Raw genomic sequence first — 23,566 nt, forward strand, 5'->3', positions numbered from 1 at the left:
AAATTATATCTGCTAAAACAACCCCAGTTGTTCATTCTGGGTATCTGATTGGTCGGACCCAGAGGTAAACTCTTCAATTTCTCTTTCAATCAGCAGCTGGGGTAGTTCTGCGATAAAGCGCGAGGGCGCTGGTTGTTCTTTTTCACCATAGTGAAATCGTTCGCGGCAGTGTGTAATTTGAAGTTCTTCCTCAGCGCGGGTCATGGCAACATAGAACAAGCGTCGCTCTTCTGCTATATCTGCTCCCTCGCGCAGGATGGGCGTGATGCCTTCTTCCGCTGCGGCAATAAATACCACCGGAAATTCCAGTCCCTTTGCCGCATGGAAAGTAAGTAGATGAACAGCCTGTCGTTTTAATCGTCCGGCATCAGTATAGGGATTGAGCTGCATCTGTTCTAAAAACTTTTCAGGGTTGCCATTGGATTCCCCGGCCAATTCGAGGATTGTTTCTTTTTTCAGCAACTGGGACCGGCTCAGCTGTTCATCTTTCAGGAACTGGTCAAAAACAGCCGTTACCACCTTGAAAAGGTCGCCCTGTTCGGTGAGTTCCAAAAGGTCGTGATAGAACTCGCGCAGATGATCAAGATCTTTCTGCAGGGATTCACCAATGGATTTCAGCTGTTTTTCACCCAGGATAGGCGTCTGATTTTCCTCCAAAGATTGCAGCAGGGAGCTAATTTGAGCCGGAGACCAACCGTAGGCCTCTTCCATCAGGTTACTGAGGATAATCCGGTCTTTCGGCTGTTGCAGGAAACGCAGCCAATGCGCTACAATGGTAAACGACGGTTCATTTAGAAAGGGCGTACCGTCTCCAAAATGAACGGGAATCCCGGCCTTTGTGAGCGCCTTGAACAGCGCTTCACCCACCGAATTAGTCCGAAAAAGGATGGTAATATCTCCAAAGCCGTAGTCGTATTCGCTGTCGGTATGAGTGCCGGTCGTAAGACTTTCCACGCCGCCCACATAACGGTTGATTTCCTCTAAAATATAGTCGGCTTCCCCGAAAGGATGCTCTGCTTCAAAGATCTTGATCGGTCTGTCCGACTGGCGTTGTGCTGCCAGTTCGGCCCCGCTGTGCAGCTGGTTATTCTGGATGAGCGAAGCAGCGGCCTTTAGGATACGATCCGTTGAGCGGTAGTTCTGTTTCAGTGTAATCTTTTGAGCCTCAAAATCATCGGCGAACTGGAAAAAGAGCGATACCTCCGAGCCCCGGAAGCCGTAGATCGCCTGATCGGCATCCCCGATGGCCAACACGTTTTGATTGCGTCCCAAAAGTTGTACCAGCTCATACTGTATCGGGTTAATATCCTGCAGTTCATCCACGGCCAGCACGCTGCAGCGTTGTCGAAGCTCCGAAAGCCACTGCTCATCAGTCTTTAGTTCTTCGACGGTACAGTAGATCAGGTCGGAGAGATCGATTGCGCCCTGCTCCCATAGATGCCTGCGATAAGTTTGAAGCTGTTTCTCAAAAGAAGTAGGATCATGAGTTCCAATCTGTTCGTGCAGCTCCTTGCGGTCCGAGGCGGACATATCAGGGAAAAGCATTCGGAGTGTCATCCGTCGGCTGGCGACGTCATAGATGGTGGATAAATGATCGAAGCGTTCCTGTAGCCACTGCCAACAGAGCGAGTGAAAGGTACCGATAGTGATATTTTTAGCAGACTCGCCTACCCGATCTCGCAGTCGCTGCCTGATCTCTTCCGCGGCCTTACGAGTAAAGGTGACGGCCACAATATTTGAGGATTCGTTGGGCCCGGCCTCTACCTGCCGCACCAGCCATTCGATGAGGGTATGAGTCTTACCAGTGCCGGGCCCTGCCTTCACCAGCGTTGCCCCTTGGATAGCTTCGATCACTGACTGCTGTTCGGCATTCAATACGGGTGCTTCATCCACGGAGACGGTTTCTTCTTCCTCTCCGCGGAAAGATACTTCCGGTTCTGCAGCTCTATCCGGGGATTTGTTCCCTTCTTGAGACGGCATGAAAAAGCCAAGTTGTCCTCGGATACGATCGATCTCGCCCGGTTCGAAGACTTTAATCACTCCAAAGACGCCGTCGTAACCCGCCTTTGGGTGCACTTCGTTCGTGCGGATGCGACTGACGGCCTCGGCCAGCACATCACCGTTATTTTTCCGGATGTCTTCGATAGGCACCTGGTGCAGCAGCGAAAACTCATTGCCGAAATTTGAAATAATACGCCGAAATTTCTTGCGAACGGTCTTCGTCTTTGGACCTACTTCTTCAATTTCACCGAGCACTTCCGGCAGTGGAATGATGTACTGATAATCGGCTGTTCCATCAGGCTGTTTTGACTTCTCCCGATCGGCCAGTGCTTCCACGCGATGCAGTACGCCCACGGTCAGTGGTTTGCCGCACTCGGGACAGATGTTGTCATATTCTAGGCTCTGCCGAGGCTCGAAAGATACATCACACTTGCGATGTCCATCGTGGTGATATTTACCTTCCTGCGGATAAAATTCGTAGGTGCCGCGAAAGCCTTTGCCCGTTTTGAAGGCTTCAAACATAGCATCATAGCTGAGCTCCGTATCCAATAGGTTAGCTTCGCGTCCCAGTTTGGAGGGCGAATGGGCATCCGAGTTGGAAATCAGGGTGAAGCGATCGAGGGCGCTCAGCTTCCAGTTCATGCGGGGATCCGAAGAGAGTCCCGTTTCCACGGCAAAGAGATGGTCCGACAGGTCGCGGAAACAGGCATCGATACTGTCGTAGCCGGCTTTGGAACCCAGTGTGGAAAACCAGGGCTCCAGATGTGGGCGGGCACCAGGTGGGCGCGGTCGGAGGTCTCCAGTACAATCTCCAGCAGGTCACGCGAGGGCAGTCCCAGGATGGGCCGACCGTCCGCCTCCAGGTTCCCTATGGAAGAAAGTTTATGGTTGATATGCGCTACGGTATCCAGGTCGGGGGCATACACCAGGTTATGGTTCTTGCGGACGCGGTCGCCATGTTTATAGATAGAACTGATCTCCGAAGTCAGGCAGAAGCGCACATCGATGTCAGTCGTTTTGATACCGGGAATGCCTGGATCGGCTGGTGGATCCTTCAGCGTAAAAAAGCCGTTGCCATCGGGCTGCAACTTTTCTTTTAGCTCGGCAAACCACTCCGGATGCGTAAAGTCGCCCGTGCCCACCACATTGATGCCCTTGATCTTGGCCCACTGGTACAGCGACTCCAGGTTCAGGTCTTTGCTGGTGGCGCGGGAATAGTGAGAGTGGACGTGAAGATCCGAAATGTATCGCATCGGCGTAGAAAAAGATTTGGAATTCAGAGACTAATACCCGAAGATCAAAAATGGAGGTATCAAATACAACTTGTTGACCAATTGGTTGTAAATATTTAAAACCCGGCTTAAGAATGAGTAATATTCACGCGTTGAACGGTTAATTATGAATGAGAAACAACATATTGAATGGATAATAATTGACCCACTCCTATCCTCTGCCTAATGAATCAGGGAGAGGGACGTTTTTACCTGCTCAGTCCCAAATAAAGCCGTCTTTTCCCCTGCTTGTAGGGGAAAACCAAAAAGGGGTCAACCCAAGGCCACGGAAGCTAACTTATCTTTTTAATATTATTATATATTAACTGCATAAGCAGGTTAAAAATATGGTGTGGATGCTGAATAGGATTATGAAATATATCGGAGCGATGATGACACTGTGGATTCTGTCTTGCGTGTCGGCTCCACTGGTTGCCCAGGATACTCAGTCACCTAAACAACTTAGGGCCTATCAACTTGATTCTTCGGAAGAAATTATATTTGATGGGAGCGTGGATGAAAATTTCTGGGATCAGATTGAACCCGCTACCGATTTTCGCCAACAAGAACCGAATGAAGGAGCCAGGGCCACCGAGAAGACAGAGGTTCGTATTGCATACGATGAGGAATATCTCTATTTGGGCGTGATTTTATATGATAGTGAGCCCTCCAAAATAAAAGCCAATCAGAAGCGTCGGGATGTTCGTATTGTGGCTGATGAGCGTTTTACCTGGATTTTTGACACCTTCAACGATCAGCGAAACGCCTACTTTCTGGAAATTAATCCCAACGGACTTCGAACGGATGGGCTGATCAGTACCGGTCAAGGCAATAGCATTAATCTCAATTGGGATGGCATCTGGGACGCCCGCACTATAATTGGTGACTTCGGATGGTCAGCTGAAATAAAAATCCCGTTCAGAACGCTGAACTTTAATATAGAAAGTGACCGCTGGGGTGCCAATTTTATGCGGGTGATCCGCCGGAAGAGCGAGACAGCACTTTGGACCGGCTACCACCGTAACCAGGGCATCGATCGTCCACAGGACGCCGGATTGCTTACCGGACTTACGGGCATGTCGCAGGGCTTGGGGCTGGAGGTCGTTCCTTTTGGCATCCTGCAGGGTTCCGAGCAGCGAGATACGGCCGGCGACGATACCGATACCCATACAAATATTGACGGCGGTTTTGACGTCAACTATAGCATTACGCCCAGTCTTAAAGCCTCACTGACGGTTAACACTGATTTTGCTGAGGCGGAGGTTGATCAGCGACAGGTCAATTTAACACGGTTTCCGCTTTTTTTTCCAGAGCAACGCGACTTTTTCCTGGAGGGCGCTAATATCTATGAATTTGCTCCCAGTAGCGGGGTGAATCCCTATTTTAGCCGGCGGATTGGCTTACAGGGTGGGAGTCCCATACCCATTTCTTATGGGGCCCGCTTACTTGGCAATTCCGGAGATTATAATCTGGCACTGTTGCATGTTCGAACCGGTGAAAAAGGAGCGGTAGATCCGGAAAACTTTTCGGTGGCCCGGATTAAACGAAATATCGGCTCTGAAAGCACGGTGGGTGTGATCTATACCCGGCGATCTACCCAAAATGATGGCAGCCAGTCGCCGACATTGCAAAACCGACACACTTTTGGAGGCGATTTGGAGCTGGGAACCTCCAATTTTATGGGGAACAATAATTTGCAGTTTCAGGCTTTCTTTGTGTTCCATAATTCTCCTTATGCTTCAGATGATACCAGCGATGTTTGGGATCGGTCGTCGCGGGGTATACGTCTGAATTTTCCAAACCAGCCGTGGTCGGGACATGTTTCGTATCGGGAATTTGGCAATGCCTTTGATCCCGCGGTTGGATTTACCCCGCGCAATGCTTTTCGTCGCCTCCAGCCTTCGATCGGCTATACCCCTCAGTTTTCCGGAAGTAATGTCATCCAGCAAGTAGGCTGGGGCATCCGGTTTGAACACCTGACAGATCTTGATTTTAAATTACTCACTCAGGATTTGACCTTTACGTTTTTTGATATCGGGTTAATGAGTGGCGACAGGTTGGCGCTACATCTCAGGCGAAACTATGAACGCCTGGAACGTCCCTTTGATCTTAAGAGAGACGGCTCAATCATATTGCCGGTCGATGAGTATGTGAACTGGATAGCCAGAGCTAATTTGCAAACGGCCTCTTACCGAAAGGTATCGGTTGAAGCAAACTTTGAAAGTGGTGGTTTCTGGTCTGGTAATCGTACCGAATACGGGGCGGAGGTCACGTTGCGGCCTTTTCCAGGTATAGAACTCTCGCCCGAATACATTCGGACCGATGTAAAGCTGCCCGAGGGCCATTTTTCAGCTGACTTGGTACGGTTTGAGGCCAATATCGATTTAACGACTTCACTTTTCCTGACTTCCAATATACAGTTTGACAACCTCAGCGACCTGCTGGCCATGAATAATCGCCTGCGGTGGATCGTCGTGCCGGGTTCCGACCTGTACCTGGTCTATAACCACAACTGGATAGACAGGGCCGTCGGATTCCGGACTATTCAGCGATCTGGTGCTTTGAAAGTAAGCTATACCCACCGGTTTTAGTGTTATTAACGTCATTAAGTAGTCTTTTTGAAAGTTGGCAATTCTATATGTACCATGAAATATTCAGATGGATGTTGATTTGAATTTAACTTCAAAGAAAAAATAAGATCATGGAGAAAAAGATTGCGAGGGATGTGAGATTTTTAAAGATCTATTCGGCCATACTCACCTTAGGAATAATATCATTCTTCCTTATGTCTTACGTTGAGGGAGACAAGAAAAAACATTTTGAAGAGATTGATGTTGAGAGAATAAATATCGTTGAAAGTAACGGTGATTTAAAAATGGTTATCAGTAACCAAGAAAAGCAGCATCCGGGTATGTTTAATGGAGAAGTTCTTGTAGAACGTGAGCGACCACCGGGCATCATTTTCTTTAATGAAGAACAAGATGAAGTCGGAGGCCTAATTTATCAGGGTAATAAAGAAGAGGGTGCACTAATGGTTCTCTCTTTTGATCAATATAAAAACGATCAGGTAATGCAGTTGCGGTATTTAGAATCGGAAAAAAGCCGAACATACGGCCTGCAACTCTGGGATAGAGATCAGAGTTTTACCCTACCCAAACTGGTCAATGTAATGGATTCTTTGAAAAAGTTGGATTATAGCCGAGGAGAGGTCAGGAGAGAAATGAGGAAAATGAATGATGGGGAACCCATTTCGGCTCCCAGGCTTTTTGCTGGAAAAAAGCGAGATAAAAGTGTGGGGTTATTTATTCAGGACCAGTATGGTAATGACAGGATAAGAATCTATGTCGATGAGCAAAATGAACCACAGATAGAATTTATAAATGAACAAGGCGAAGAAATGCCATTTGATAGCTTGAGATAGGAGTTTGCATTACGTCATATAATAAATGTCCATATACTTACAGGCTAAGATTAACTTTCAGGTAAATATATATATATAATTTAACCATGTTCAGTTCTAAAAAAAATTTTACCAAACTACCATGGAAACTTCTTAGTATTGAGGCTGCCTTGGTAGTTTTTAGTGTACTACTTGCTCTTGCTATTAACAGTTGGCGGCAGTCTCGCTCCCATCAGCAATTAGCGCAACGAGCATTAAAAGGCATCGTTGAAGAGGTTGAACGTAATTGTGCACGCATGCAAAGTGTACATCCCTATTACCAAAAGGTTGTAAATGGTCAGCGTCAGCCCGGAGGTTTGCGAATTGGATTTATTCGCAACCAGGCATGGGATGCCGCCAAGACTATTGGTGCAGGTCCTTATATTGATTACGAAATTGTAGCTAAAGTGGAAGATATTTATTCTTGGCAAAGCGATCATCGTTCAATCGTCAAATCCTATGTGACGGCTTTATTTACAGGCATCCTACAAAAAGAAGAGGCAGAACAAGGTAAAAAAGAAAATCCGGAAGGAGAGAAAGCAGCAATGAAAGAGCTTGTTACCATACAAGAAGTATTGCTTGAAGATTACCAAGAGTTATCGACCCAAGTCGAAGAACGTTATGGTATGTCAATTGATGCCAGTAATATATGTAAGGAGAATTAGTAGATAAGAATCGTAACCCGTAACAATTTGTCTAAGTCAATAATGTGATGTCTTCCTCCTATAAGCTTTTAAAAACATACGAGTTTTTGCACAAAGCCGATCTGGATCTGATGAAGCTGAAGGATGAGGGGATTGAAGCGTATATGGCTGATCAGAATACCGTTAGCCTGGCCCCGTACTATGCACAGGCGGTGGGAGGCATAAAAATATATGTGCCGCAGAACGATATTGAACAGGCCTGTACTATTATATCCAACGACGAGGTAGCGGATGAACAGTTAGAGGAGCTTTTTGAAGGCAAAGAGTTCGAACCCGCTCGGCGATGCCCTAACTGCAGTAGTCCCAATATTTATCGGGAGCAATCCATCTTATTGGGATTGTTTTTCCTCCTTGCTTTCTTTCTGCCCGTCTCTATGTCTAAAGAAAGCTATCGGTGTGTAAAGTGCAATCATCAATGGAAGCCGGAATAGCTTTTGGGTATAAGACGTGATAGTCAGGGATTTGTGGCAGGTAATAACTCTTTGACTGTTATCCATGCTATGTGTACAATGAATATTCAATAAAGAGGTTTTGATATAGTAATTTATCCATATGAGATAGACAAAAAGGAATGATAATGAAGTAGTGGGATCAGTATTTAATCAATTACACTGATTGTCAGTCAATTGAGGGAATCATTAAATTATGAAGATTAATAAGCTATCGTTCAGGCTGGATGCGCTCTGCATAGCTTCTATCTACTTTGTGTTGTCCATCGCATGGATTTTGTGCTCCGATCAAATTCTGGAGTTTACCTTGGGCAGCCAAGAGCTGATCAATGACTATCAGACGTTTAAAGGACTGTTCTTTGTTACCCTTACGGCCTTTGAAATTTATGCTCTTGTTAGGGGATCAGTCAGAACAGGCTGTGCCATCTGCGCTATTTTTAAACGAGTCGCTTAATTTTATACATAGCGATGTTAATAACTAACCTTGAAGAAAGCGTCTTAAAGATCGGCCGTATAAAAAAGAGGAAGAGGCCTGCGTTATTTCTGTCATTCTTGATACTCAAAAGGATGGACCTATAACAATCGATGAAGGGAGTCAAGAACTTGGCTTCCAATTAATAGAGCTGATAGGTCAGCAACTAAAAGGGGAGGTTGCCATTGAAACGGATAATGGATTGCGTATTACGTTAGCATTTGATCCCCAGGAAAAAATGAACGGCTCGGCAGCTACAATGAGTGTATTATAAATAAGAGGTTGCTTTCAGTATTCACGAATAAAACTGCTTGCGTTTTAGCTAATCTGGCAGTTGTATTTAGCTGTGAAGGCTGCCTCAAAGAGTTTCCAAGCAGCTCTTTGCTAAAAGAGTCATCTATATATCCGGATAATAATATTCCAGGTCTCCCATTACATCGTGGAGTTGCAGATGCCAGTTTGAACTAATAGGGGGGCGGATGAAAGTCGGGTTGATGCTTCCCTGATAACTCCGTAATAATTTCTTTGTGGGGCTGGAATTTGAAATAAACGCTTCGGGGATTGTACCAACTTATAATCAGCTTCGAAATGATACTTTATCTGTTCTAACAGCGCTTTGTTTTTTCTTTCTCTGGTCTTGTAGATGCTTTCTTATCACTGATAATACTCATTAGATTTGTAATGTTATCCTTATACCCCAAGCCCCCGTTTTCTACCGGATGATTTAACCAGATACAGTTATTTTTCAATAAAAATCCTTATTGAACAGGTCGGTGGTTAGGTGTAGGAGGACATAAAGGTAATTTTGATATTCAAGTCTCTCTGCCAATCACATGAAGAGGCTGGATGTCTTTACTGGAAAGTATTTTTTGGAGTAGTCCTTCCAACAAGGAGCAGCAGTTTTGTAGGTGTAAGCATTACAGGCGTATTATAGCAATTCCCCCTTTAGGTAGTGGTCCACGGGTACTAAATTCATAGCGTTGCTTAACAATGCTTTAAAACAGATAAAGCCAAAACGTTAAGAAAACGATGAATTTATCAAGGGAGGGGCCGCTTGAGCATATTTTTTGATAATTCTCAATTTTAAATAAACGATTAAAGATAATAATAGGGAAAAGTTTAATGAAACCAGTTACACCACTTGTCACCGAACTTATGGGCACAAAGTTAAGATCCCCCAAGGGCGAAGAAATAGGAGTTGTTCAAAATATGATGGTCAACCCATCCGAAGGTACAATTATATTTATTTTCCTCTGCTACGCTAATTTTATCGGAAAGGTGCATCGTCACTTTGCTATTCCACGCGAGCATTTGCATTTCAAGCAGGATGGACACGCCCGGTATTTTGAAATCGACGAACAACAGTTGATGAATATTATCCAATGTTATGATACCACCGGAACCGAGTATCTACACACCGAATATATGTATCAGCCTCGATTAGCAGTCTAATAGAGCTAACAAAATAAAGGTAGGTAACGAGGCTATTTTAACAAATACAAAAGAGAGAGCAAGAAAACAGACCGGGCTGTGACAAGGCACGTCGCGTTGCAGCCCGGCTTTTCTTGTAATCCAAGGTTAGCAATTTTCAACACCACCTTAAAAAGGATTCTTACGATGACAAAGCAACAAAAGACAAAGATGCCAGGGGACCATATTTCGCCCTATAATGATCAGGAACTCGAATACTTCCGGCAAATTATAGTTAATAAACGAGAAAAGGCCGCCCGGGAAATGAAAACTCTTAAGAAAGCCTTAGAAGAAGAAAGGGATCATACGAGAATTAAAGTGACCAGTACATCGCATATGGGCGATGTTGGGACGGATGCCAGGGAGCAGGAGAAAAGATACATTCTGCATAACCGAACACGGAAGTTTATCAATTACCTGAATGCGGCCCTTGAGCGTATCAATAACAAAACCTATGGGATTTGCAAGGTAACCGGCAAAAAGATAGCCAAAGGCCGCTTAGAAGCCGTACCTCATACACAGCTAAGTATTGAGGCTAAAAGAAAGCAGCGGTGACATGATTCTTATCGGACCCAGCCGGCTTAAGGGACCGATTATGGATGAATACCTTACTGGTAAATCAATAGGTTTTGTAGAGAGGCCTGTATGATTGTGGGGACAGGCCTCTTATAAAGAAGCCCCTTCGCTAATCAGGCGAAGGGGCTTTTGTATGATTATTATCTAACACCACTCCTCACGAGTCACCAGCTTATGAGGATACAATCGCTTCATAGGTAAGTACCTTTTAGAAGACAATCCTTACAAAATAATTTTATTTTTTTTGAGACAGGGTGTTGATATAAGTTGTATATAAGAACACAGTTGTTATCCATTATTCATAAACCTAGCTTCCTTAAAGACAGAATTTAAAAATTCGAGGTTCATAAAGTGGCTTCAATGGACAACGGAAGCGCTAAAAAGTTAAATAATAAAAGATTTAAGTATTTAAAATTGCTTACATCTCTTTATTTAGCCTCACCAACCGAAGCCTTCTTATATTAAATTAGAATATTTAAATACTTGGTTTGCCTGCTGCATTTATAAAGCTAAATAAATAGATTGACATTAAATAAAACAGTTAGGCACATTTGTTCAGGGACAGTAACACTTCATCTATAATTTTATGGGCGCTTTACCATGTTCATTTGCATCATTGCGGTCGGCTATTATCGTAATCGTGCTATTTATTTTAACCACTCTTGCAGGCATCACCATGCCGGCCCAGGGCCAAGGTGTCGTCGACTCCACATGGACATTAGGTGTCATACTATTTGATACGAATAAGGATGATACCCTGGATTATAACGGTCAAACGGTAACTGTAGGAGGCATTGCCAACACGGGCTTCCCCCAGGTTCATACCACGCGCCTGGCTTCCTTCATTCAGGGTGATACCTATGGTCTTCCATTCTTTTCTAAAGCCATGGGCGATTCTTTTGCGGTTGGGGACAGCCTGGTATTAACAGGACGCCTTCAAAAATATTACGGACAGAATGAAATGTACGTCGAGTCATATGAGGTATATCCGGAGGTCAACAGATCGCTTACTGCCCAGTCGTTTTCGGAGGTAGCTTCATCTCCCGATCAGTTTGTGGGTATGTTGGTAAAGGGGACGGCTAAAGTCACGCATAAAGGCACCATCAATAATGGTATCTATCTATCCGTCTCTTATGGTGACAGCGTAGCGTTTGAGCCCAAAGTATTTGTGTCGAACTTCCACAAATCATTTAATGAGTTTAACTTCGATGTACTTAGTATTGGCGATGAAATTGCTGTCACCGGCGTGCTTTCGGAGTTTGAAGATGCTCCGACGGGCCACAGCTACCTAATCTATCTGCGTACACCGGATGATCTGGAATATGCCGGGTTTCCCCAATACTATATTTATGGTATAGCCGGACTTTTATTACTATTTGTCATTGGGGCCGCCATCTGGATTCTGAGTCTGCGCAGGAAGATGGAGCAGAAGACGAAGAAAATTAAGCAATCATTAGAAGAAAAGGAGATCCTCCTGCGTGAAATACACCACCGGGTTAAAAACAACCTCTCTATTATCTCAGGTCTTCTGGAGCTCCAGAAAGATACGTCTACCGAACCCACAACCAAGGTAGCACTGCAAAACAGCCAGGCACGTATTCGTTCTATGGCCCTCATACACGACAAGCTTTATCAAACCGATTCACTTTCAGATATCGAGCTTAATGTGTACCTCAGGGAGCTGGTGGAAGGGATTAGTGCCACTTTGGACAATAACCATCAACGGGTAGCACTTAACTTTGACCTGGACCAAACCGAAATCGATATCGACAAGGTGGTACCCTGTGGACTGTTAGTTAACGAACTTGTTGTGAATGCCTATAAGCATGCCTTCAGTACTGTTGAAGAGGGAGAGTTAACTTTGAAACTGAAGAACCACAATCATAAAGTGGTATTGACCATCGCTGATAACGGTCCGGGCTTGCCGGAAGACTTTGCTTTGGGAACGGGAGACTCCCTTGGCTCCATGCTGATACAAACTTTTGCCAATCAGCTGGATGCAGACCTGCACATTGATAGAAGTCATGAGGGCGTGGCCTTTGTCTTTACCTTCCCGGCAAATTAAGACTTAATGGACGCGAGAGTATTATTGAGACAGTGCAATTTTTCAGATCTGTTCTTTGCTCAGGAAGATTATTTCTAACCAGATTAAAAAATTAATCTAATCTTAACAACGAGGTAATAAAATCGTGGGCTAAAATTGTAACATTAGGATCCGCTTTCAGGGAATACCCATACTATCTAAAAAAAGTAAGAAAGTGCGATGCTTAGCATTTATGAATTAGAAGAACTTTATGAGCAGTATGCCGATTCTGTAGCCTACATTCTTTCCTTTTATACCTCTCATACCGCACAGCTGGAAGATTGGACTCAGGATGTCTTTGTAAAAGTTTGGGAAGCCAGAGATCATATCGATCCCGAGCATCCCGGCCTGAAAGGTTATATCCTGACCATTGCCCACAACCACGCGCGGTATGAGGCCAACAAAACCAGCCAGTCGCATCATTTGGATAACCAGGAGCTGGCTGAACCCTTACCCTCCCGGCATCCGTCAACAAGCCAACGAGTGCAGGCCAATGACTTAACCCAAGCCTACCAGCAGGCCCTGGCGAAGGTGTCCCCACGGGCGCGACAGACTTTTAAGCTGAGCAGAGACAATGGCTTTAGCTACCGGGAAATTGCCCGAAGTATGGGGATATCTTCCAAAACAGTGGAAGCGCAGGTAAGCAAAACCTTGCGCATCCTTCGAGGCGAATTAGAGGAGTATCGCCTCTGAGGCCCACCTTTTAGTCTATCCAGCCCTTCGCAAACGAACGAGCTATATTTTTTTCAAAAATCCATAAGGGTAGCAACCCCTGGCTCTTATATATATACATAGAAGGCAAAGCAATAAAACCAGATGACAGACGAAAAGTTACTCAAATACTTCAAAAATGCTTGCACTGAAGGCGAAAGGCAGGAAGTGGAATCCTGGCTTCAGGCAAACGATCATAATGCCCAATATTATCTGGACTTCGTGCAGGCCAGGCATCCTGCAGCCGAGCCTGAATACGACAAAGAAAAGGTAAAGGCAAGATTATTAGATGAAGTACAATATGCTATGCATTCTAATACGCAATCAGGTACTGACTTCGTGCGTAGAATTGTTGATCAAAATATTCAGTGGCTGAAAGCCGCTGCTGCTATATTAGTGATTTTGATCGGTGGCATGGGCGGATATGTTTGGTTCGGTGGTACGTTGTCTGATCATTCAGAAATTGGCTATAGAGAATTTACGGTTCCGGCCGGCAAAATCGATTCATTAATGCTGGGTGACGGCACAAAAGTTACGTTGAATGCCGGTACTACCTTAAAGTATCCGGAGCAGTTCATAGGAGGTAGCCGGAAGGTCTACTTGGTCGGTGAAGCGTATTTCGATGTTGCCCATAATAAAGCAAAGCCTTTCAAGGTGCAGGCGGGAGCACTTACTACTACCGTTTTGGGGACAGCGTTTAATGTAACAGCCTACCGGGAAGATCAACAAGTAAGTGTAGCTGTTACTGAAGGTAAGGTTCGGGTGGCGGATAGTGGTACTCAAAGGGATCAACCTCAAGAACTGACGCTTACGCCTAACCAATCCCTGGCATATGATAAACAAACAAAAAGAGTGGCTAAGCAGGAAGGAGTGGTAAGTGATTTTATTTCATGGAAGGAGGGTATCCTGATTTTTAATGAGGAGCCGCTGCCAGAAACAGTAAGAAAACTTGAACGCTGGTATGATGTGAATATAAGCATACCGTCTTCAGGGCTTGCCGGATGTATTATTCACGGCAAGCATAAGGGAGAGAGTTTGGATAACGTATTGAAGACTATCTCTTTTGCAACAGGTATTAGCTATGAATTTACTGAACAAGGGGTCGCCATAACAGGCGGGAGGTGTCAATAAAAATATATATACGATTCGGCTTTTAAATAAAAAAGGCCCACTTAACCTAATGTTGGAGCATGCGGATTAAGTGAGCCACTATGTTAACGAGCATTTAAAACCCATTAACTCTTATAAAGTATGAAAAAAGCAATTAGAAAGGCAATTCTATATATGTCTATTCGTGGCCTGATAGGATGTATGCTTATCTGTGTTACAGCCAACATTTTATTGGCCCATGAAGGAGCAGCTCAGGATATTGAGGATGTAATAATAGATATCAGTATTACAGATGCTTCCGTAGAAGGGCTGTTCACCCATATCGAAGACAAAACAACCTTTTTATTCTTGTATGATAAACGTAAAGTAGATAAAAATAGGCAACGGTTTAGCCTGCACCAGGATCAGATTTCAGTAGCTGAAATCTTAGAGAAGATTACCGCTAAAACCGGTTTTTCATTTCAGCAGGTAAATAAATCTATTGCCGTAAATACCGGTTCATCCTCCGATTCAATAAGTGAAAGCCCTCAGCTCGCTTCGAAAACGATACGGGGAACCGTGACGGATGCAGAAACAGGGGAGCCGCTGCCGGGAGTGAATATTACCGTTCCCCAAACGTCCATTGGAACCAGCAGTAATTCCAGTGGAGAATATGAACTTACGGTCCCCGATGAGACGACAAGCCTGAAGTTTTCTTTTATCGGATTTGTTGAGCAGGAAGTGAAATTGGAAGGACGTACCACCATAGATATAGCCCTGCAGCCTGATGTTTCTCAACTTTCGGAAGTAGTTGTGACGGCCTTGGGAATCTCCAGGGAGACGAGATCCCTTGGATATTCTGTGGGCGAAGTATCAGGAGAAGATGTAGCAACCACATCCCTCGAAAATGTAACCAGTGGACTGGCCGGCCGGGTTGCCGGGGTAACGATGAACCAGACCAGCGGAGTAGGTTCGTCCGTAAGTGTTGTTATTCGCGGATTAACCTCCCTGACTACTGACAATCAGCCTCTGTATGTGATCGACGGGGTGCCCATGTCAAGTGGATTGAACAATATATCCGGCATGGGAGACGGCAATGAAGTTGATTATGGAAACGCCATCAGTGATTTGAATCCAGCTGATATTGAGGATATGACGGTTCTAAAGGGTCCGAGTGCTGCGGCCCTGTATGGGTCTCGTGCGGCCAATGGAGTGGTATTGATTACCACAAAACAGGGAAAAGAGGGGGAGCCCCTGAGCGTTTCTTTTAGCAGTAGCAATGTCTTTGAAAGGTCGGTTAAATTCCTTGATTTCCATTACCAGTATGCTACCGGTAGCAGGACAGGTATTTTGGATGAAAGTTCAAATTATTGGGCTGGTCCTGAGCTGGATGCGGGCAACACGGCCGTGCAGTGGAATAGCCCCCTGGATGAAAACGGTAATCCCATGCCGATGGAGTTGCAGTCTCATCCGGATAATATGAAGAACTTTCTGGAGACCGGTTTTACAACTTCCAATAACATTTCTCTAAGCGGATCCACAGACGATGCTGTTTACCGGTTCTCATTTAATAATATGCTGCATAATGGCATGATCCCTAATTCCAACCTGAAAAGGAATACCTTCTCTTCAGACTATAAGAGAAGTATCCTGCCAAATGTAAGCCTGGATGTGAATGTAAATTATTCCCGCTCGAGCTCCGATGACCGACCATCCACGGCAAGCAGAGATGCCAACCCATTAGAGGCAGTCTACACCATACCGCACTCTAATATTACCGACATGGAGCAGTACTGGCAAGAAGGGCGCCAAGGCATCCAGCAGCGGTCATTTGATCCGGGTAAAGACAATCCATACTTCCTGGCCTATGGCATCAACAACCGATTTAATCGCGATAGGATATATGGCAATGTTAGGTTAGACTGGCAGATGTTAGACGGACTAAGTGCTTTTGGTCGCCTTTCATTGAACTCCAGAGACGAAACCAGGGAAACGAAGATACCCTGGAGTTATACCGGAATGGAGCAAGGGGGATACTTTTATAATGAGCTCGGTGGAGAAGAGGTAAACACCGATTTCCTTGTGACGTATGAGACACGCGTGGATGATTTTGATTTCAGTGTCTCAGGCGGGGGGAACTACATGGTACGAACATCAGAAAGTGTGAACAGCGGCACCAACAATGATGACAGAGGATTAGAAGTGCCGAACCTATATCGCATATCCAATATCCCTTCAGAGGTGTTGTCGGTGAATAACTATTCATCCAAAAAGAAGATATATAGTTTATATAGCACGGCCTCTATTGGATTTAAAGATCAACTTTATCTTGATTTGACAGCACGCAACGATTGGTCCAGTACCTTGCCCGCTGATAATCGATCCTACTTCTATCCATCGGCTTCCATTAGCTGGCTGGCCCAGGAAACACTGCAGCTGCCAAGCGCCGTATCGATGTTGAAGTTAAGAGGCGGTTGGGCACAGGTAGGAAATGATGCCAATCCCTACCAGCTGGAACCTTCTTTAGGGGTGGGCAATTTGCCAGGCTTTGGTTTGCCCTCTATATCAACGCCGAGCACATTGTTAAACCCCAATTTAAAGCCTGAGATTGCAACATCCATTGAAGGGGGACTGGATCTTGCTCTATTTGATAATCGACTGAGGTTTGAAGGAACCTATTATCAAGTAGAGAATAAGAATCAGATTCTCAATATCAATACCCCGGCTTCTTCAGGGGCAACCAGCAGGTTAATTAACGCGGGGATCCTCGAAAGCAAAGGATTGGAGCTTAGTTTGGGGGCAACACCCATTCAAACGAAAGACTGGATGTGGGATTTCCAGGTTAACTTTAGCCGGAACCGGACGACCTTAGTTGAACTTGATGACGAGCTTGATCGCCTGCAGCTGTGGGGCGAAAACGGCGGAGGGGCCTACACCGAAGTGGGTGAAGAAATTGGTAACCTGTATAGTAGCGGTTATGCAAGAGTGGAAGATCCTTCCTCAGAGTATTACAACTGGCCCATCCTTGATAGCAATGGCTACTGGCAGGAGTTATCGGATCCTGATGACCGGGTTAAAGTGGGTAATTTTAATCCCCGGGGTATAGTAGGAGCACAAACGACGGTCTCGTACAAACGATTTACGCTGAGTGCCAACATCGACTGGCGAATTGGCGGTGAGTTTATGTCCTTTACTTACCGCTATGGAGAGTCCGACTGGAAGTCGCAGCGGCAGATCGACAATTTAATCCCCGGAGGCCTTCGTGACCCTGAAGCATTGGCTGAACTGTTGAAGTCTGATCCCGAACGCTATATCATCCCTCGAAACGGCAACTTCCCACGAGTGGGAGGATATACCGAAGAGACAGGCGGTTATTATGTCGATGAGGGCGCCCCGGGTTACGACGGAGGCTTTATTCCGGGAGTACAGCTAGTGGATGGCGAATATGTAGAACACCTTGGGGGTGAGGAAACAAATTTTCGACCTATATCAACGCTTTATCCCTGGGACTTTAATCAGCAGGTCACTTTTGATGCTTCATTTATCAAGTTGAGAGACATAACGTTGGGCTACGATATCCCTTCCGTACCTGCGGTAGAAAGCCTAAGAGTCTCCGTTTATGCCCGAAACTTGTTGCTATGGACGGCTGCTGGTATTGGTATTGACCCCGAGAGAGCATTTACGGCTGAAACTTCTACACGGGGCGATACAAATATGATGTTTAGCCAAGGCCTGGAGTGGCAAAATGTAATGCCACACTCGGTTTCGTTCGGATTTAACCTGGATATTAACTTTTAAAAGGAGCCAAAATTATGAAATTGACAATGAAATACAGTAAGTGTATAGCACTGATAGTCGTAATTTTCTTTTTGGGTAGTTGTGACGAGGATCTGACGAAAACGAACATCAATCCAAATGGCGTAAGTCCGGAATCGGCAAATCCAAGCCTGTTGCTTCCCAACTTGATGCGCGACTTTGCTCGTGAATACACCTATCTCGGTGAGGGACATATCGCGGGAGTTGTTCAACATATGCAGGAAGACGCTTTTAAAGATGATTACAACGACTATAATTGGCAGCCCAGAGACTGGGGCAGTTACTATAACATGCTTCGCAATAATAAATTTGTGCATGATAAATCGATAGAAGGAAATCAGGAGGCTCTGCAGGCTATTTCTTTAACAATGAAAAGCCTGATTTATGGCCATATAACCGACCTGTGGGGCGCCGCACCTTATACGAATGCACTGAAAGCAAATGATAACGATGCGGTTTTAACCCCTGCATTTGACAGCCAGGAAAATATCTATCTTGGAGTGATAGAAGATCTCAAAGAGGCCGCAGCCTTGTTTGACTCTGGCGTTAGGTTGGGTAACACCGAGGCAGATCTCTTTTATAATGGGGATATGGAAAGGTGGCACAAGTTTGCAAATTCTCTGATTCTCCGATATTCCATGCGGGTTTCAGAGAAGCTCCCGGAAGTGGCGCGTGAAAATATCCAGGCGGTCTATCAAAGTGGGATATACCTGCAAAACGGCGATGACGAAGTGAGTGTGCCGTATAATGAGGCAGATCCTTGGATTACGGCCGCTATTGGCACGGACGCGACGGACTTCAGAAGGAGGAGGCCGGCTAATACGCTTTTAAATAAGCTGATGGACTACAATGATCCCCGGTTAGAGGTATGGTTTGCCCCGGTTCATGTACAATGGGTGGAAGATACCTCTCTGGATGTAGCAGAAGAACCTACGATTCGAAGAAATGGGGAGCGAACGGAGATTGTATCGCTAACGGAGCAAGAGTATTACGCTGAAGTGAGTGCCGGTGCTGAGTTTACAAGGCGGTTTAATCCCGAACTTTCAGATACCGACTACGATACTCGCGAATATGTGGGCTTGCCGACCAGCCTGGTGGAGCCCACGGCGTATAATGGCAATCCTACTCCGGGACAGCAAGTCCAGAACCAGCATGTATCCCAACTGGGCGAAATTTTCAGAGAGCCAAGTAATGAGTTAGTTCAGTCAAGAGTGATGACAGCATCAGAAGTTCACTTTATTCTTGCTGAAGCTGCATTTTATGGCTGGATTAGTGCCAATCCGGAGAGCCTTTATGGTGATGCCATTCAACAATCACTTAATACGTGGGAGGTAGGAGACCGCTACGCCGAATACATTGCTAATGAGGCGGTTTCATATAATGGTACCCTGCAGCAGATTATCGAACAGAAGTGGATTAGTTCTTTTACCATGGCGACCGAATCTTGGTTCGACTGGCGAAGAACCGGGTATCCCGACTTAGAAGCAGGTCCTGCCGCTGTTCAGCCTGTACTCCCTCTACGGTTTATGTACGGCAATAATGAATTGGATACCAACAGTTCCAATGCCAATGATGCCGTTGAACAACTGGAGGAAACCGCCTATTCAACATCCGGCCAGAATAGTTCGTGGTCCAAGCCCTGGCTTTTACAGGGAACTGACAATCCTTGGTAGTCGATGTAAAATAGGCAGGACTTCTTAGCTCCTCGAGAGCTGAGATTATGCTTGTTCACAATAAGCCGGGGGGATAATGAAATGTTCCGTTTCCCCCGGCTCATGTTTTGAGGAATGGCACTTTAACTATCAATGTGCGCTTCCAGCCTCTCATGCATCCTTGAAGCCAAGAATGGAATACAATCAGAATTTTGCATTTAATGAACCCATCAATAATGAAACGTTTACTCATACTTACAGCAACCTTGGTTGCTTTTATATTGATTCCCGCAACTGTGCTTTTTGCTCAACAAAATTCATACCCTGATAGAATCGTATTAAATCCGCTGGAAGACGGAGTACGAGGGGTGGCCATTACCTGGAAGTCGCCGGTCTTCGCGGATGAAGGAATGGTCCAGTGGAAAAAGGCACAAGCCCATCCGGTAACGGATATTTCTTCTTTCCATGAAAAAGCGGCGAAGACAAAGTTGGATACCGCTGATTTTGAAGGGACCCTGACCCCATACCGCAGCTTCCGGGTAAAACTGGATGGATTGAACCCTGCTACCGAATATATGTACAGGGTGGGTCATGAGGACACCGGATGGAGCGAGTGGATTCAATTTCAACTCCCTGCCAGCAACCCTGATTCTACCCTCACCTTTATCTATATGGGCGATGCCCAAAATGATGTTCGGAGTCAATGGTCGCGCAGTATTCGAAAGGCCTATTCAGCAGCCCCTGAAGCCTCTTTTATTTTATATGCCGGCGACTTAGTGAATCGTGGCTACAACGACCGGGAGTGGAATGACTGGTACCAGGCCGGCGACTTCATACACCGAATGATTCCCATGATACCAACTCCGGGGAACCACGAGTATGGGCATGATGATAAAGGGATCTACCTGTCTCCGCTTTGGCGCTCACACTTTACGCTTCCTCATAATGGGCCCCAAGATCAGGAAGAATTAGCGGGTACAAGCTATTACGTCGACTATCCGTCGGTACGAATTATTTCTCTTGACGCCGATCAAATTCATGAGGTTGAAGAAATGAGAGCGGCTCAAGCCCGGTGGTTGGATAGGGTACTGGAAGAGAATACAAAGCCATGGACCATTGTAACGCTGCATTATCCTTTCTACAGCACCGAGCCAGATCGAGATAATCCCAAACTGCGGAAAAGATTTAAGTCCATATTGGACCGCCACCAAGTGGATCTGGTGCTACAGGGGCACGATCATGCCTATGGTCGGGGAATGATTGACAGGGAGGGGGCTACAGACAATAACGGGACGATGTATGTTGTTTCCGTGAGTGGACCCAAAATGTACGACCTGGCCTCCGAGCCATGGATGCAAAAAAGTGCCGACAACATACAGCTTTACCAAGTGATAAACATTGAGCAAGATCAGTTGAAGTACAAGTCTTACAAGATTACTGGTGAGTTATTTGATTCGTTCACGCTCCAAAAGCTGTCGAAAGATCACATCATATTGGAAGATTAATGGCGCGGGAAGTGTAAACTGTAGCACATATATAAGGACTTAATTAACCAAATTTGACCCATAAAACGTGTTTTTAACTAAGGAATTAAATCACCTGTTTCTTTTTTTGCTAAGCATCTTTTGCCTCACCTCCTGTCAATCCGTTCCAGATGAGGCGGAAGGTCAATCTTATAGTAAAAGCGATGAGGCCTTACATATCGGCTTGCTGCCTGACACTCAGGGAGACGGAGATTCTGTATCCCTACATCCTATGGAAGCAGTATTGGATAAGCTACAGGCTTTGGATGCCGATATTGTCATCCCGGTCGGTGATCTCACGAATCACGGCACGACCTATGAGTTTGAGCAATGGACCGGCGTCGCCCAAAAATACCGGGAAGCGGGCATAGAGTTTCTTCCTTTGATGGGCAATCATGAAACCAGCCACGCCTATACCGTGGAATGGATTGAATACATGAAAGAATATATTCCGGAGGATGCCGTCCATATGTCCGGCGCGGAATACCAGAACTATTATGTAGTGCGAGACAATGTGATGATTATTTTATTGCGGTACTATAATCTGCCCATCGCTTTTAAATGGATCAAAGAGGTGGTGGATAGGCAGGCAAACAATGTAGAGCATATTGTGATCGCCAGCCACGATGGACTGATCGGGGCAAAATACGGCGAGACCCGGGAACTGATTGTGGAGGGCACCAAGGGCGATAATCTTTTGATGGACCAGTGGGATGAAATCAGGTCCTTTTTCTCCAAGCACGATGTGATATGGGTACAGGGACATGAGCACATGTACCAACGGTCGGTTATTGCAGCACCCATCCATGTTGATCCCAGGTCCTGGGAGGCCTCGGACAGGAATTACCGCTTACCGCAATATACCCAGATCATTGCCGGTAATGCATCCTATAAGGGGTATGAATTTCGGTATGGGGAGCGCGAAAAGGTACAGGCGATCATCCAGCAAAAGATGAATACGATGGAAAACGGTTCGGAAGCATTCGACGCCAACGCCTCCATGTTGTCATTTGAGGGAGACAGGGTCAACTACCAATCTTATTTTACCTCTCATACCATCCATAGCAACGAAGAGGGAAGCAAGGAACTTAATGATCCGAACTGGACCTTGCTGGACCAGTTTTCCAGGACAACCGATCGGTGTGAACGCATCGTGTATCCCAATTCAATACCGGGCGATACGCGTCCCGTTTTATCGCATGATGGTTTCTATCGTACCAATGAATGCTTTGCACCGGATGGTTCTATTGCCAAAATTCTGGATGGCATCAACAATACCTTTAACCGTGTCGAGAGTACTGCAGAGACTCTAAGCTGGCGGCTGGGCTTCAGTCGTGCCGAAAGCCAGATGGGACTGGCGCGATTAGCGTATCAGTACCTGTTCCAGTACCATGAGCCCTGGACGCCCAACCTGAATAGCAGCAAAAGACTGGTTCCCTCCGAGGAGAAACAGCTTATGGAGATTCCCAAAACGACCATTGATTTGAAAGAACATCTGACGCTTAGCTGGGCCTCTGGAACCGAAGCAACGTTGTCTGATATCCTGATAGTGAGCGGAACGCAGGTACAGACCGGCATCTATAGCAATGCTTACGGCATGGAAAAGGATATTGAAGAAGAGGTCGGTCATCCTAAAAGTCAGCCGGATGGCTCGGCCAAACAGCCGCATCCGTTGCCCGAGTCAGCGAGTCAAGACTGGGATATTGCCTCAGCCGCAGCTGATCGTTATGTATTACAATTTACCAATGCTGCTGTTGACTCTGATGAAGCAAGGCTGGCCTATCATGAAGATGGTCGCTGGAAACCCTTTACCAGCGAAGAGTGTGTGATCAATGAAGCCTTTAGCCCCAAGCTACTTCAGGATTCCTCAACCAGTCGGAGTGATCAATGTGAAGGTGAGCCCATCGTTGGTTTCAATAATAGCGATACGAATCGATGGTGGGTCATACTAACCTCAGATGTTAGGATTGCTTTGATTGAAAAATGATATAAGTAATTTCCATACTTATAGAAATGACGATTAGTTTTTGCTTCTGATTTTGGCTGTTAGTTATAAAAAATCGTGCTGACTTATCTTTTATCAGTCGTACTGTAGCGCTACCTTCCTTTTGCAAATGGGGAGGGCTCACAGCGGATAGTCATCTACGTTTAAAGGGTCAAAAAAACGAGGTAGCTTACAATACCCTGGCATATAGCTTTTTGCGGTGGAAAGTAAGTTTCATAGGCTACAATGTGATAAATTGAATAACGGGGAGTATGTACCAAGGTAGATTAATTAGTAAAGTACCTTAAGTTTAGTTTAAAAACGTG

The 23,566-nt window shown here is 45.6% G+C and carries 17 protein-coding genes; 16 read left to right on the plus strand and 1 reads right to left on the minus strand.

Annotation, left to right across the window (positions count from 1 at the left end):
• Nucleotides 1–12: 12 nt before the first annotated feature.
• Nucleotides 13–2,673 carry a UvrD-helicase domain-containing protein gene (locus tag J6I44_RS18080; RefSeq protein ID WP_265767595.1) on the minus strand — a complete coding sequence of 887 codons (2,661 nt, stop codon included), beginning with the start codon at nucleotides 2,671–2,673 and terminating at the stop codon, nucleotides 13–15.
• A 68-nt stretch (nucleotides 2,674–2,741) separates the two neighbouring features.
• Here J6I44_RS18080 and J6I44_RS18085 point away from each other — a divergent pair, with 68 nt between their 5' ends.
• The 16 genes from J6I44_RS18085 (at nucleotide 2,742) to J6I44_RS18160 (ending at nucleotide 23,243) form a co-directional block, all read left to right on the plus strand.
• The gene (locus J6I44_RS18085) at nucleotides 2,742–3,101 is read left to right on the plus strand and encodes a hypothetical protein (RefSeq protein WP_265767596.1); all 360 of its coding nucleotides are present in this window, start codon (nucleotides 2,742–2,744) and stop codon (nucleotides 3,099–3,101) included.
• An 18-nt stretch (nucleotides 3,102–3,119) separates the two neighbouring features.
• Complete coding sequence (locus J6I44_RS18090) at nucleotides 3,120–3,353, plus strand: hypothetical protein (protein WP_265767597.1); 234 nt, start codon at nucleotides 3,120–3,122, stop codon at nucleotides 3,351–3,353.
• 290 nt (nucleotides 3,354–3,643) lie between these two features.
• Nucleotides 3,644–5,863: a carbohydrate binding family 9 domain-containing protein gene (locus tag J6I44_RS18095; protein WP_265767598.1), complete on the plus strand. Its 2,220-nt coding sequence runs from the start codon at nucleotides 3,644–3,646 to the stop codon at nucleotides 5,861–5,863.
• A gap of 110 nt (nucleotides 5,864–5,973) precedes the next feature.
• On the plus strand, nucleotides 5,974–6,693 hold the full coding sequence (locus tag J6I44_RS18100; RefSeq protein WP_265767599.1) for a hypothetical protein: 720 nt from the start codon (nucleotides 5,974–5,976) through the stop codon (nucleotides 6,691–6,693).
• Between the two features lie 86 nt (nucleotides 6,694–6,779).
• Nucleotides 6,780–7,376, plus strand: coding sequence for a hypothetical protein (locus tag J6I44_RS18105; protein WP_265767600.1), 597 nt, complete (start codon nucleotides 6,780–6,782; stop codon nucleotides 7,374–7,376).
• Nucleotides 7,377–7,423: 47 nt separating this feature from the next.
• A complete protein-coding gene (locus J6I44_RS18110) occupies nucleotides 7,424–7,846 on the plus strand; it encodes a putative signal transducing protein (RefSeq protein ID WP_265767601.1) in 423 nt (140 codons plus the stop codon).
• A 214-nt stretch (nucleotides 7,847–8,060) separates the two neighbouring features.
• Nucleotides 8,061–8,318 carry a hypothetical protein gene (locus tag J6I44_RS18115; RefSeq protein WP_265767602.1) on the plus strand — a complete coding sequence of 86 codons (258 nt, stop codon included), beginning with the start codon at nucleotides 8,061–8,063 and terminating at the stop codon, nucleotides 8,316–8,318.
• A 1,140-nt stretch (nucleotides 8,319–9,458) separates the two neighbouring features.
• Nucleotides 9,459–9,788 (plus strand): PRC-barrel domain-containing protein, encoded by a 330-nt coding sequence (locus J6I44_RS18120; RefSeq protein WP_265767603.1) that lies wholly within the window; start codon nucleotides 9,459–9,461, stop codon nucleotides 9,786–9,788.
• 165 nt (nucleotides 9,789–9,953) lie between these two features.
• Nucleotides 9,954–10,361 (plus strand): TraR/DksA family transcriptional regulator, encoded by a 408-nt coding sequence (locus J6I44_RS18125; protein WP_265767604.1) that lies wholly within the window; start codon nucleotides 9,954–9,956, stop codon nucleotides 10,359–10,361.
• A gap of 607 nt (nucleotides 10,362–10,968) precedes the next feature.
• Complete coding sequence (locus tag J6I44_RS18130; protein ID WP_265767606.1) at nucleotides 10,969–12,447, plus strand: sensor histidine kinase; 1,479 nt, start codon at nucleotides 10,969–10,971, stop codon at nucleotides 12,445–12,447.
• A gap of 198 nt (nucleotides 12,448–12,645) precedes the next feature.
• Nucleotides 12,646–13,158, plus strand: a complete 513-nt coding sequence (locus tag J6I44_RS18135) for an RNA polymerase sigma factor (protein ID WP_265767607.1) — start codon at nucleotides 12,646–12,648, stop codon at nucleotides 13,156–13,158.
• Nucleotides 13,159–13,281: 123 nt separating this feature from the next.
• Complete coding sequence (locus J6I44_RS18140; protein ID WP_265767608.1) at nucleotides 13,282–14,307, plus strand: FecR family protein; 1,026 nt, start codon at nucleotides 13,282–13,284, stop codon at nucleotides 14,305–14,307.
• A 120-nt stretch (nucleotides 14,308–14,427) separates the two neighbouring features.
• Nucleotides 14,428–18,063, plus strand: a complete 3,636-nt coding sequence (locus tag J6I44_RS18145; RefSeq protein WP_265767609.1) for a SusC/RagA family TonB-linked outer membrane protein — start codon at nucleotides 14,428–14,430, stop codon at nucleotides 18,061–18,063.
• 14 nt (nucleotides 18,064–18,077) lie between these two features.
• On the plus strand, nucleotides 18,078–19,754 hold the full coding sequence (locus tag J6I44_RS18150) for a SusD/RagB family nutrient-binding outer membrane lipoprotein (RefSeq protein WP_265767610.1): 1,677 nt from the start codon (nucleotides 18,078–18,080) through the stop codon (nucleotides 19,752–19,754).
• A 215-nt stretch (nucleotides 19,755–19,969) separates the two neighbouring features.
• On the plus strand, nucleotides 19,970–21,238 hold the full coding sequence (locus tag J6I44_RS18155; protein ID WP_265767611.1) for a purple acid phosphatase family protein: 1,269 nt from the start codon (nucleotides 19,970–19,972) through the stop codon (nucleotides 21,236–21,238).
• A 67-nt stretch (nucleotides 21,239–21,305) separates the two neighbouring features.
• Nucleotides 21,306–23,243, plus strand: coding sequence for a metallophosphoesterase family protein (locus tag J6I44_RS18160; RefSeq protein WP_265767612.1), 1,938 nt, complete (start codon nucleotides 21,306–21,308; stop codon nucleotides 23,241–23,243).
• Nucleotides 23,244–23,566: the final 323 nt, after the last annotated feature.

The sequence above is a fragment of the Fodinibius salsisoli genome, assembly GCF_026229185.1.
Classification (GTDB): domain Bacteria; phylum Bacteroidota; class Rhodothermia; order Balneolales; family Balneolaceae; genus Fodinibius; species Fodinibius salsisoli.

Coding starts and splice junctions, on each gene's coding strand:
- J6I44_RS18130 (WP_265767606.1), top strand. CDS start 10,969: ATGGGCGCTTTACCATGTTCATTTGCATCATTGCGGTCGGCTATTATC.
- J6I44_RS18110 (WP_265767601.1), top strand. CDS start 7,424: ATGTCTTCCTCCTATAAGCTTTTAAAAACATACGAGTTTTTGCACAAA.
- J6I44_RS18095 (WP_265767598.1), top strand. CDS start 3,644: ATGAAATATATCGGAGCGATGATGACACTGTGGATTCTGTCTTGCGTG.
- J6I44_RS18105 (WP_265767600.1), top strand. CDS start 6,780: ATGTTCAGTTCTAAAAAAAATTTTACCAAACTACCATGGAAACTTCTT.
- J6I44_RS18120 (WP_265767603.1), top strand. CDS start 9,459: ATGAAACCAGTTACACCACTTGTCACCGAACTTATGGGCACAAAGTTA.
- J6I44_RS18125 (WP_265767604.1), top strand. CDS start 9,954: ATGACAAAGCAACAAAAGACAAAGATGCCAGGGGACCATATTTCGCCC.
- J6I44_RS18090 (WP_265767597.1), top strand. CDS start 3,120: ATGCGTAAAGTCGCCCGTGCCCACCACATTGATGCCCTTGATCTTGGC.
- J6I44_RS18115 (WP_265767602.1), top strand. CDS start 8,061: ATGAAGATTAATAAGCTATCGTTCAGGCTGGATGCGCTCTGCATAGCT.
- J6I44_RS18135 (WP_265767607.1), top strand. CDS start 12,646: ATGCTTAGCATTTATGAATTAGAAGAACTTTATGAGCAGTATGCCGAT.
- J6I44_RS18100 (WP_265767599.1), top strand. CDS start 5,974: ATGGAGAAAAAGATTGCGAGGGATGTGAGATTTTTAAAGATCTATTCG.
- J6I44_RS18140 (WP_265767608.1), top strand. CDS start 13,282: ATGACAGACGAAAAGTTACTCAAATACTTCAAAAATGCTTGCACTGAA.
- J6I44_RS18145 (WP_265767609.1), top strand. CDS start 14,428: ATGAAAAAAGCAATTAGAAAGGCAATTCTATATATGTCTATTCGTGGC.
- J6I44_RS18155 (WP_265767611.1), top strand. CDS start 19,970: ATGAAACGTTTACTCATACTTACAGCAACCTTGGTTGCTTTTATATTG.
- J6I44_RS18150 (WP_265767610.1), top strand. CDS start 18,078: ATGAAATTGACAATGAAATACAGTAAGTGTATAGCACTGATAGTCGTA.